The sequence below is a fragment of the Streptomyces sp. NPDC056527 genome (assembly GCF_042794475.1).
Taxonomy (GTDB): domain Bacteria; phylum Actinomycetota; class Actinomycetes; order Streptomycetales; family Streptomycetaceae; genus Streptomyces.
The window spans coordinates 1-10651 of the sequence record NZ_JBHTTQ010000163.1 but is presented as its reverse complement, the minus strand read 5'-3'; the positions used below and the strand labels follow the sequence as shown (position 1 = coordinate 10651).

General features: G+C 71.0%; 8 protein-coding genes and 1 pseudogene. 2 read left to right on the top strand and 7 right to left on the bottom strand.

The genetic code is table 11. The features are described 5' to 3' along the window. Positions 1–289: 289 nt before the first annotated feature. Both ACFQ7Q_RS36275 and ACFQ7Q_RS36270 read left to right on the top strand, forming a co-directional pair. On the top strand, positions 290–1708 hold the full coding sequence (locus ACFQ7Q_RS36275) for an alpha/beta fold hydrolase (protein ID WP_383562948.1): 1419 nt from the start codon (positions 290–292) through the stop codon (positions 1706–1708). After that, positions 1705–3297 carry an alpha/beta fold hydrolase gene (locus tag ACFQ7Q_RS36270; protein ID WP_383562945.1) on the top strand — a complete coding sequence of 531 codons (1593 nt, stop codon included), beginning with the start codon at positions 1705–1707 and terminating at the stop codon, positions 3295–3297. Before ACFQ7Q_RS36275 ends, ACFQ7Q_RS36270 begins: the two co-directional genes overlap by 4 nt. Positions 3298–3391: 94 nt before the next feature. On the opposite strand, the gene ACFQ7Q_RS36265 is transcribed toward ACFQ7Q_RS36270, so the two are convergent. From ACFQ7Q_RS36265 to ACFQ7Q_RS36235, 7 genes and pseudogenes are all read right to left on the bottom strand, one after another. Next, positions 3392–4735, bottom strand: a complete 1344-nt coding sequence (locus ACFQ7Q_RS36265; RefSeq protein WP_383562942.1) for a hypothetical protein — start codon at positions 4733–4735, stop codon at positions 3392–3394. 58 nt (positions 4736–4793) lie between these two features. Beyond that, positions 4794–6410 carry a citramalate synthase gene (cimA, locus tag ACFQ7Q_RS36260; protein ID WP_383562939.1) on the bottom strand — a complete coding sequence of 539 codons (1617 nt, stop codon included), beginning with the start codon at positions 6408–6410 and terminating at the stop codon, positions 4794–4796. Positions 6411–6742: 332 nt separating this feature from the next. After that, positions 6743–8077, bottom strand: coding sequence for an MFS transporter (locus ACFQ7Q_RS36255; protein WP_383562936.1), 1335 nt, complete (start codon positions 8075–8077; stop codon positions 6743–6745). 66 nt (positions 8078–8143) lie between these two features. Then, positions 8144–8698 carry a TetR/AcrR family transcriptional regulator gene (locus ACFQ7Q_RS36250; protein WP_383562951.1) on the bottom strand — a complete coding sequence of 185 codons (555 nt, stop codon included), beginning with the start codon at positions 8696–8698 and terminating at the stop codon, positions 8144–8146. An 87-nt stretch (positions 8699–8785) separates the two neighbouring features. Then, a complete protein-coding gene (locus ACFQ7Q_RS36245; RefSeq protein WP_383562933.1) occupies positions 8786–9226 on the bottom strand; it encodes a hypothetical protein in 441 nt (146 codons plus the stop codon). Positions 9227–9269: 43 nt separating this feature from the next. Next, positions 9270–10286 (bottom strand): agmatine/peptidylarginine deiminase, encoded by a 1017-nt coding sequence (locus ACFQ7Q_RS36240; RefSeq protein ID WP_383562930.1) that lies wholly within the window; start codon positions 10284–10286, stop codon positions 9270–9272. 11 nt (positions 10287–10297) lie between these two features. Beyond that, a pseudogene (locus tag ACFQ7Q_RS36235) lies at positions 10298–10651 on the bottom strand (urease subunit alpha); the annotation flags it as partial.

Sequence of the window (10651 nt, the reverse complement as noted above, 5' to 3'; positions counted from 1 at the left end):
AGCCACGCGACGTCGCCCCGGTCGGGGCGGGGTGGGGACGTCAGAGAGACGGGATCTCATGACGGAGCAGGGCACCAGAACAGGCCGCCTGCCGCTCGCTCGCGGCAGCGACAGGTCCGTACGAAGGCGGGCGCAGCGCCGCTACCCGCCGCGACGCTCCCGGCGGTCACTCGCCGGGGTGGCGCTCTTCGCGGCCGGTCTTGCGTTTCTGGGCGCGGTCGGTGCGACACCGAGCAGTGCCGTGTCACCACCCCTCGTGGGGCCCCACCCGGGAGGTCCGACGCGCTTCGTGCCCGGTCCCTGCCCGGAGGCGCCCGAGGAGATCCCCGGACGGTGCGGGTTCCTGGAGGTGCCCGAGAGCCGGAAACACCGCGGTGGACGGACCATCAAGCTGGCCGTCGCCATCATTCCGGCCGCGTCGACGAAACCGGTCGCGGACCCGGTGGTGTTCATGGAGGGGGGTCCGGGCGGCGACGCGATCGGGGCCATCCCCTTCCTGATCGATTCCGGCGTGAACCGGGATCGCGACCTGATCGTCATGACCCAGCGCGGCGGGCCCTACTCGCAGCCGTACCTCACCTGCCCGGAGATCGACCGCTTCAACGCGAGCGCCGTCGGACTGCGCTACGACGCGCCCTCGACCGGACGGCTGCTGGTACGAGCGGCGAAGGAGTGCCGGGACCGTCTGACGGCCGACGGAGTCCGGCTGAGCAGCTACAACACGACCGAGAACGCCGCCGACTTCGCCGATCTGCGCAAGGCGCTCGGCATCAAGCGGTGGAACGTCTACGGCTACTCCTACGGCACCGACCTGGCCCTCACGTACCTGCGCCGGCACCCCGACGGGATCCGCACGGTGACCATCGACTCGGTCGTGCCGCCACAGATCGTGAGCCTGCCGTGGGCCTGGGACAGCGCCCAGGAGGGGATCAACACGATCTTCGCGGCATGCGAGGCCCAGCCGAGCTGCAAGAGCCGCTACCCGGACCTCTCCCGCACGCTGACGGAGCAGGTCCGGCGCCTTGAGGCGAACCCGCTGACGCTGACGGTGCAGCCGCCCGGGGGCGGCAGCCCGGTGAAGGTCGTCCTCGACGGGGGCGCGCTGGTGAACCTGCTGGTCACCAACGGCGGCGCCCTTCCGGCCGCCGAGGTCCCCGCGGCGCTCGACGAACTCGCCCGCGGAAACCCGGAACGCCTGGCGCGGGCACAGGCCGCCGGCGCGGGGATTCCGGCCGTCCCCCAGGCCTACGGTCTGACGCATTCGGTGGTGTGCGCCGAGTGGGCACCGGGCTTCACGAAGTCCGACATCCTGAAGGCGGGGCGCCAGGCGTTCCCCGGGTGGCCGGACACGGTCCTGGCCCATGCGCCGCAGCTGCCTTTCCAGTACGACCTGTGCCGCGTCTGGAACGTCCCCGACCGCACCGCGATCCAGCGGGTGACCACCTTCAGCAAGGTGCCGACGCTGATCATCTCCGGGTCGTTCGACGCGAAGACCGGGGCGAGCTGGGGGCCGTACGCCGGCCGCACGCTGCCCCGCTCGACCGCCGTGCTGATTCCCGGTATCGGCCACTTCGTGGTCCCCCAGTCGCCCTGCGCGCAGAGCGTCCTGGCTTCCTTCCTCGCGCGTCCGACCTCGCCCGACACCAGTTGCGTGGCGGGGCTCGCACCGGGCCCGTTCACCATCACCCCTGAACCGGAGAACGCATGATGTCCCTCAGTCCACCCAGACACCGGCGCGCGTCGCGCCGGTTCCCGGCCACGCTGGCCGGAGCCACGGTCGGTGCCCTCGTGATCGGCCTGGCCGCAATGCCCGCCCGGGCCGAGTCCGGCGACGGATCGCCGCTCGGCACGGTCGCCCGGACGGCGGGCGACGCCCGCTTCGTGCCCGGCCCCTGCCCGCGGACGGCGGACCCGATCCCCGATCTGGAGCGCGCCCGCTGCGGAACGCTCACCGTCCCCGAGAAGCGCTCCCACCGCAAGGGACGAAAGATCACCCTCGCGGTCGCGATCATCCCGGCGGTCACCAGCAGACCGGCACCCGATCCGATCGTGTGGCTCGCCGGCGGGCCCGGTGACGACGCGGTCTCCGAGATCCCGATGGCGGTCTCCGGCGGTCTGAACCGCGACCGCGACGTGATCTTCATGTCCCAGCGCGGAACCTACTCGGCCGACCCGGAGCTCACCTGCCGGAACATCGACGAGTTCGCAGCGGACTCCCTCGATCTCGTCTTCGGTGCGCCGTCCACCGGACGCCTGCACGTCGAGCAGACGCGGAAATGCCGCGATCTGCTGGTGAGCCGCGGGGCCGACCTCAGCGCCTACAACGGCACCGAGAGCTCCGCCGACTACGACGGCCTGCGCAAGGCGCTGGGCATCAAGCAGTGGAACGTGTTCGGCATCTCCTACGGCACCGACCTGGCGCTCCAGTACATGCGACTGCACCCGAAGGGCATCCGGTCGGTCGGCATCGACGGCGTCCTGCCGCCGTCCCTGGCCGGCGGGGCCGTGACCTGGAAGGCCGCACGAGAGGGCTTCGACGGCATCTTCAAGGCCTGCGCGGAGCAGCCCGCCTGCAACACCCGCTATCCGAACCTCAAGGCCGTCTTCGAGCGCCTCGTGGTCGAGCTCGAAACCCGACCGATCACGACGACCGTCACGGTGCCGGGCCACCCGGAGCCGGTGAAGGTCACGCTGGACGGCGGGCTGCTGGTGAACTGGCTGACCTTCGCCAGCCACCTCGCGGCCGGAGTGCCCCGTTCCATCGACGAACTGGCGCATGGCAACCCGCAGCGGATCGCCGAGCAGTACGCGGGCGGGAAGCTCAGCCCGCAGGCCATCGGAAGGGTCTCCCACGGGCTCGTCTTCGGCGTCTTCTGCAGGGAGTGGACCCCGTTCGAGAGCGAGGCCGACGTGATCCGGGCCGGCCGGCGCGCGTTCCCGTCGTTCCCCCGCTCGGTACTGGCCAACGCTCCGCTTCTCAGCTGGATGCACGCGGACTGCCGCGCCTGGGACGTCCCCCCGGCGGACCCCTCGATCCGGCAGCGGACGTACAGCGACATCCCGACCCTCGTCCTGTCGGGCGGGTTCGACTCCCAGACGGCGCCGAGCAGCGGGCCGTACGCCGCCCGCACGCTGAGCCGGTCCACCGCCGTCACGGTCCCCTACGTCGCCCATGTCGTCTTCGCCGACTCGCCGTGCGCGCAGACGATCACCCGCTCGTTCTTCAACACGCCGACCGGGCCGGACACGGGATGCCTCGCCGGTCTCCAGCCGCCCGTGTTCGAGACCGTGACATGAGGCCGTGGGCGGCCGTCCTCCCGTGAGGGCGGCCGCCCTCACGAGGGCCCGCGGTGGCGCGGAACTCGCGGGTCGGGCTCGCGGGTCGGGCCGCCTAGAACCCGCCGCCGCCGAAGTCCCCGCCTCCGCCGAAGTCGCCGAAGCCGCCACCACCGCCGAAGTCGCTCGACCCGAAGTCTCCGGAGCTGAAGTCGCCTCCGGAGAAGTCGCCGCCCTCGAACTCCCCGCCGCCGTACTCGGAGGCGTAGGCCGGGGTGGCGAGCATCGAGCCGAGCAGGGTGCCGGCGAGGAGGCCGGGGAGCAGTCCGCCGCCGAAGTAGCCGCCGGCCCACGGGCCGTACGCCGGTCCCGCCTCCCAGTACGGGCGGCGGCCGTCGTAGGTGTCGACGGTGCGGGCCAGCGGGTCCTGGCCGTCGTCGAGGCGGGCTGCGTCGGCGGCGCAGACCGGGACCTCGCGGGCGGTTCCGCCGGCCGGGGTCCAGGTCCGGTCCTCGACGGAGGGGCCGTGGCGCGGGTCGAAGAAGCAGGGGGGACGGCGCTCGGGCAGCGGCCTGGACTCGCGGCGGGCGGCCAGGACGGCGAGCGAGTAGCGGCCGTCCTCCAGCTGCTGGGTCACCGGTTTGACCTCGTGCGGACGCGTGGCGGAGCCCATCAGTGACTTGGCCTTGTCGTACGAGTCCAGCGCCCGCTCGTAGTCACCGCGCATGGCGTCGTCGGCGCCGGCCTCGGCCGGGTGGAAGTCGAGGCGTTCGAGCTCCTCGCCGAAGGCGGTGATGTCCTCGTCGACGACGACCCGGAGCTTCTCCAGGGCCTCACGCTCCTCGGCCTCCTTGCGGAGCCGCTTGCGCCGGACGACCGTGTACGCGCCCGCGCCACCGGCGACCACGACCGCGCCGAGAGTGATCAGTCCGCCGACGGGAACGCCGTCGTCGGCGCTCGCCGTGGACCAGGTGGAGGGGGCGGTGCCGGACATCGTCGGCAGCGCCTGGTCGACGAAGTTGTTCAGCTCGGTGGCGGCGTCCACCCCGGGCTGGCGTACGGAGGTGACCAGGTTGTCCACGGCCTGCGCGGACATCACCGAGCGGTCGGCGGCGGCGTCGAACCCGTCACCGAGCCGGACCGCGTACAGGCCCGTCACCCCGGTCTGGGTGCGCAGATTGCGCAGCAAGTTCTCGGGCGGATACTCGCTGGACGCGGGCAGCACGGCGACGAACAGCGGCTTGTCGGCGTCCTCGATCTTCTGGGCGAGGGCGTCCGCTTCGGCCGTCGAGAGCTGGTCGGCGGCGTCCGGATCGACGTACACCGGGCCCTGCTTCAGTGCCGCGCCGGCGTCCTGGATCCCGGTGATCCCGGCCCCCGCGGCGGGGGCCAGGACCAGGAGCAGCAGCATGGCCAGCCCGGCGAGGGCCGACAGGAGGTGGAACGGCCTGGTCCTCATACCATCGAAACTACCCCTAATGGGCGATTGCGAGACATTGAGGACGCAAGGTTGTGGTCTACTCCGCCGGGTCGACGCCCACGCGCAGCAGTCCGTAGGTGAACGCGTCCTCCAGCGCCTGCCAGGACGCGGCGATCACGTTCTCGCCGACGCCGACCGTCGACCACTCGGCGTTGCCGTCGCTGGTGGTGATCAGGACACGGGTCGTGGACTCCGTGCCGTGGCGGCCCTCCAGGATGCGGACCTTGTAGTCCACCAGCTCGAACTTGGCCAGCTGCGGGTAGATCCGCTCCAGGGCCACCCGCATCGCCCGGTCGAGGGCGTTGACGGGACCGTTGCCCTCGGCGGTGGCGACGATCCGCTCGCCCTTGGCCCAGAGCTTCACGGTCGCCTCGTTGGCGTGGGTGCCGTCGGGCCGGTCCTCGACGATCGCCCGCCAGGACTCGGTACGGAAGTAGCGGCGCGGCCGCCCCTCCACCTCCTCGCGGAGCAGCAGCTCAAAGGAGGCGTCGGCGGCCTCGTAGGTGTAGCCGGAGAGCTCGCGCTCCTTGACCCGCTCGACGACACGGGCGACCAGTGCACGGTCGCCGCCGAGGTCGACGCCGAGCTCCTTGCCCTTCAGCTCGATGGAGGCGCGCCCGGCCATGTCGGAGACGAGCATCCGCATGGTGTTGCCGACGAGCTCGGGGTCGATGTGCTGGTAGAGGTCGGGGTCGACCTTGATCGCGGAGGCGTGCAGCCCGGCCTTGTGCGCGAAGGCGGAGACGCCCACGTACGGCTGATGGGTCGAGGGCGTCAGGTTGACGACCTCGGCGATCGCGTGCGAGATGCGGGTCATCTCGGCGAGCGCGCCCTGGGGCAGGACCCTCTTGTCGTACTTCAGCTCCAGCGCAGCGACCACGGGGAAGAGGTTGGCGTTGCCGACCCGCTCGCCGTAGCCGTTGGCGGTGCACTGGACGTGCGTGGCGCCCGCGTCGACGGCGGCGAGGGTGTTGGCGACGGCGCAGCCGGTGTCGTCCTGCGCGTGGATGCCCAGCCGGGCGCCGGTGTCGGCGATGACGGTGGCGACGACGGCCTGGACCTGGGCGGGGAGCATTCCGCCGTTGGTGTCGCAGAGGATCACGACGTCGGCGCCGGCCTCGTGCGCGGCACTGACGACGGCCTTGGCGTACTGCGGGTTCGCCTTGTAGCCGTCGAAGAAGTGCTCGCAGTCGACGAAGACGCGCCGGCCCTGGGAGCGCAGGTGGGAGACGGTGTCGCGGACCATCTCCAGGTTCTCGTCCAGGGTGGTGCGAAGGGCCAGCTCGACATGCCGGTCGTGCGACTTGGCGACCAGGGTGATCACGGGCGCGCCGGAGTCGAGCAGCGCCTTGACCTGCGGGTCCTCGGCCGCGTTGCCGCCCGCCCTGCGGGTCGCGCCGAACGCGACGAGCCGCGCGTTCTTGAACGTGATCTCCTTCTGGGCGCGGGCGAAGAACTCCGTGTCACGCGGGTTGGCGCCGGGCCAGCCGCCCTCGATGAACCCCACTCCGAACTCGTCGAGGTGCCGCGCGATGGTCAGCTTGTCAGCGACGGTGAGGTTGATTCCTTCACGCTGCGCTCCGTCGCGCAGCGTCGTGTCGAAGACATGGAAGCTGTCGTCGAGACGCGGGCTCTCGTCGGTCTCCGTGGTCATGGCTGTGATGGCTCCTGTCGGATGTGGCTCCGGAAGGTCTGGATCCACTTGCCCCCATTCTCACGCGCTGTCCGTTTCCGACGACGGTGGGGCCGGAAAACGAAAAAACCTCTCGCGGGTGCGAGAGGTCTGCGCGCGGGTCTGGGGCACGGTGTCCACTGCCGCGGGGGTCGAGTCGCGGTTCAGCAGCCACTGCGGACCGGCGCGCTGCTGCCCATAATCATCGTGGTAGCGAGCACGTCGGCAGTCTGCCACACCCGTGCGGCCCGCGGGATGCGGGTCTCAGGATGCGGGCAGCCCCGACGGGCGGCGCCCGTCGGGGCTGCGAAAGGTCAGCGCGTGGACGCGGGCGCGGCGTCCGTCGCGGTCCGTGCCGGGGTCTCGCCGGTCCTGCCCACCCGGCCCAGGTCGATGTCCCGGGTCTCGCGCATGGACAGGTAGACGATCAGCGAGACGGCCGCGCAGCCCGCGACGTACCAGTAGAAGCCGGACTCCATCCCCGCGTCCTTGAACCACAGCGCCACGTATTCGGCGGTACCGCCGAAGAGCGCGTTGGCGATGGCGTACGGCAGGGCGACGCCGAGCGCCCGGATGCCGGTCGGGAAGAGCTCCGCCTTCACACAGGCGTTGATCGAGGTGTAGCCGGTGATGACGACCAGCGCGAGGAGGGAGAGGCCGAGCGCCGGCCAGAAGGAGCCCGCGCTCCGGAGCATCGTCATGATCGGCACGGTGAGGAAGGTGGAACCGACCGCGAAAGTGATCAGAAGCGGTCGGCGGCCGATCCGGTCGGACAGCCGGCCCGCGAGCGGCTGCAGACAGGCGAAGACGATGAGCGCGCAGAAGGAGACCAGGGTCGCGGTCTGCTTGGGCAGCCCCGCGGAGTTGGAGAGGTACTTCGTCAGATAGGTGGTGTACGTGTAATAGGCCACCGTGCCGCCCATGGTGAGGGCGATGACGAGGAACGCCTCGCGCCTGTGCGCCCACAGCGCCTTGAGCGTGCCCTTCTCGCCGCTCGCCACGCCGTCGTCCGCCGTCTCCTCGTAGACCTCCGTCTCCAGCATGTTGCGCCGCAGATAGAAGACGACGGCCGCGCCGAGCGCGCCGATGATGAACGGGATGCGCCAGCCCCAGCTGTGCAGCGCCTCGGTGGACATGGTGCGCTGGAGGACGATCTGCAGGCCGAGACCGAGGATCTGACCGGCCGTCATCGAGACGTACTGGAAGCTGGAGGCGAAGCCGCGGTGCTGCGGTGCCGAGGCCTCGGTCAGATAGGTCGCGCTGGCCGCGTACTCACCGCCGACCGAGAGGCCCTGGAGGAGCCGGGCGATCAGCAGGACCGCGGCGCCGCCGTAGCCGGCGACGGAGTAGGTCGGCGCGACGGCGATCAGTAGGGCGGAGGCGGACATCAGCGTCACGGTGAGGGTCAGCGCCGCCTTGCGGCCCTTGCGGTCGCCGACGCGGCCGAGCAGCCAGCCGCCGACGGGGCGCATGAAGAAGCCGACCGCGAAGATGCCGGCGGTGTTCATGAGCTTGGCGGTGTCATTGCCCTCGGGGAAGAACGCCCCCGCGAAGTACGTCGCGAAACTCGCGTACACGAACCAGTCGAACCACTCGACCATGTTGCCGGCCGAGCCGACCCAGATCTTCTTCCAGTGCTCTCGTCCCATGGAGCGGAACCGTGCCGGAGATCACGTCGGCGCAACAAGGGTGTAGCCCGCAACGATCAGGAGTACTTACGTTCGTTGAGTTCGCAGCAACAAGGTTTCGGCTACGAACTCCCGTACATGTGCGATGACTTGATCGCGACCGGTGCCGGGGATCCCGACCGCGACATGGACGCTGAACCCGTCGAGCAGGGCCCGCATCCGGGCCGCGTACCGGTCGGGGTCGACCGCCCGGAACTCCCCGCGCGAGACCCCCTCGGCGATCAGGGCGACGAGATCCCGGTGCCAGGCGCCCTCGATGGCGGCCTGGCGGGCACGGGCGTCGTCGTCGGCGTTCTGGGACCGGTTCCAGACTTCGAGCCAGAGGGTCCAGTGGGGGTCGCGGGGGCCGTCGGGGACGTAGACGTCGATGTACCCGTCGAGCCGCTCGCGGGCGCTGCCCGGCCGCGAGAGCAGCGCGCTCCGCTCGGTGCCGAGCCGCCCCTCGCTCCACTCCAGGGTCTGCAGCAGCAGCTCGTCCTTGGTGCGGAAGTAATAGAGCAGGTGCCCACTGCTCATCCCGACCTCGCGCCCGAGCCCGGCCATGGTCAGCCCGTCGAGTCCGCGCTCGGCGATGGTGTCCATGGCGGCGGCGAGCAGCTCCTCGCGGGGAGGGGCGGCGTTGTTGCGACGCCGGGGTCCGGCGGGGTTGATGCGGGTCACTCGTCTGTTCTACCTCACGCTCCCGTCGGCGTTCCGACCGAAGGCGGCCTCCAGGACGGCGGGGAGGTCCTCGGCGGGCACGGTCGCGCGCAGCTCCGCGAACACGGGCCCGAACTGCTCGTCGTCGATCACGCCGAGGTACTCCTCGCGCAGCCCGCGGATGATCTCGACGAGCTCGGGCCGCAGCCCCATCCACCCCCGTGAGGTGCGGATCTCCTCGTCCACGTGCTCCATGAACCAGCGCATGACGTCGTACGGGATCCGGTGGTGCCCCGACCCGGGGTCGACGCATACGGTCGGCTCCCGCGCCGGGTCCTCGTCGGGCACGACGGCCATCAGCACGGTCCGGTCGTCGGCGACGTGGTCCAGCTCCAGGTACCAGGCGTCGTCCGGTACGGAGTACAGGATCCGGAGCGCGTAGTCGGTGCCCTCGTGGGAGATCAGCGGCATGGCCGCAGGCTGCCACGGAGCCTGCGGCCTCCGCCAAGGGATTTCAGACCTTCGGCTGCTGCTGCGTGATGCAGTGGATGCCGCCCCCACCCGCGAAGATGCCACGCGCGTCGACCAGCGTGACGATCCGCTCCGGGAAGAGCCGGCGGAAGATGCCGGCCGCGATCTCGTCGTTGGGGTCGTCGAAGCCGCACAGGACCACGCCGCCGTTGCAGAGGTAGTGGTTGATGTACGAGTAGTCGACCCAGTCGCCCTCCTCGTCCTTCAGGACGGTCGGCGCCGGGATCTCGACGACCTCCAGCCGCCGGCCCTTCGCGTCCGTCTGGCGGCTGAGGAGGTCGACGTACATCCGCGAGCGCTCGTAGTCCGGGTGGCCCGGGTCCTGCTGGCTGTGGACGACCACGACCCCCGGCTTGGCGAAGGCGGCGACGATGTCCACGTGGCCCTGGGTGCCGTACATGCCGTAGTCGCCGGAGAGGCCGTGCGGGAGCCAGATCGCCTTGGTGGTGCCCAGCTTCGCGTGGATCTCCGCCTCGACCTCCGCGCGGGTCCACTCGGGGTTGCGGCCGGCACCGAGCTGGACGGTGTCGGTCAGCAGGACCGTTCCCTCACCGTCGACGTGGATCGCGCCGCCCTCGTTGACCAGGGTGCTGCTCAGCACCGGCACGTCGATCAGGTCCGCCACATGACGGGCGATCTTGGAGTCGTGCTCCCAACGGGCCCAGTCCTGCGCGCCCCAGCCGTTGAACACCCAGTCCACGGCGGCGAGCTCGGAGCCGTTCGTGACGAACGTCGGGCCGATGTCGCGCATCCAGGCGTCGTCCAGCTCGCGCTCGACCAGGTCGACCGCGTCGCCCAGCAGCTCGCGCGCGGAGTCCAGCTGGCCGGGTCCGACCACCATGGTCACCGGCTCGAAGCGGCGTACGGCGCGGGCCACGGACGCCCACGCGGTACGGGCCGCGGCCAGCTCCTCGTCGTTGGTGAAGGTGGGGTTCGGGCCGGGCCAGGCCATCCACGTGCGCTCGTGGGGGGCCCACTCGGGCGGCATTCGGAAGGTCATGGGAGCAGTCCTCAGAGGAAGTAGAGACGGTTCAGGGAGATGGAGTCGGCCGGCTCGGAGCGGATCGGTTCGCCGTCCAGCGATACGAGTCCGGTCCGGCCGTCCACCCCCACCTGGCCGATACGGGAGTTCAGGAGCAGGTTTCCGGGGCCGATGCCGCGGGTGCCGCGGACGGCGACCCGGCGACGGCGGGTCGGCATCGCGTCGGAACCGAGGTCGACGGCGGCCTGGGCGACGAACGCGACCGAGATGTCGGCCGGCGTCGCTCCATGGGCTCCGAACAGTGGTCCGAGGACGAGGGGTTCGCAGGTGTCGGTGGCGGCGTTGGGGTCACCGGTCACGCCCCACGCGGGGAAGCCGTTCTT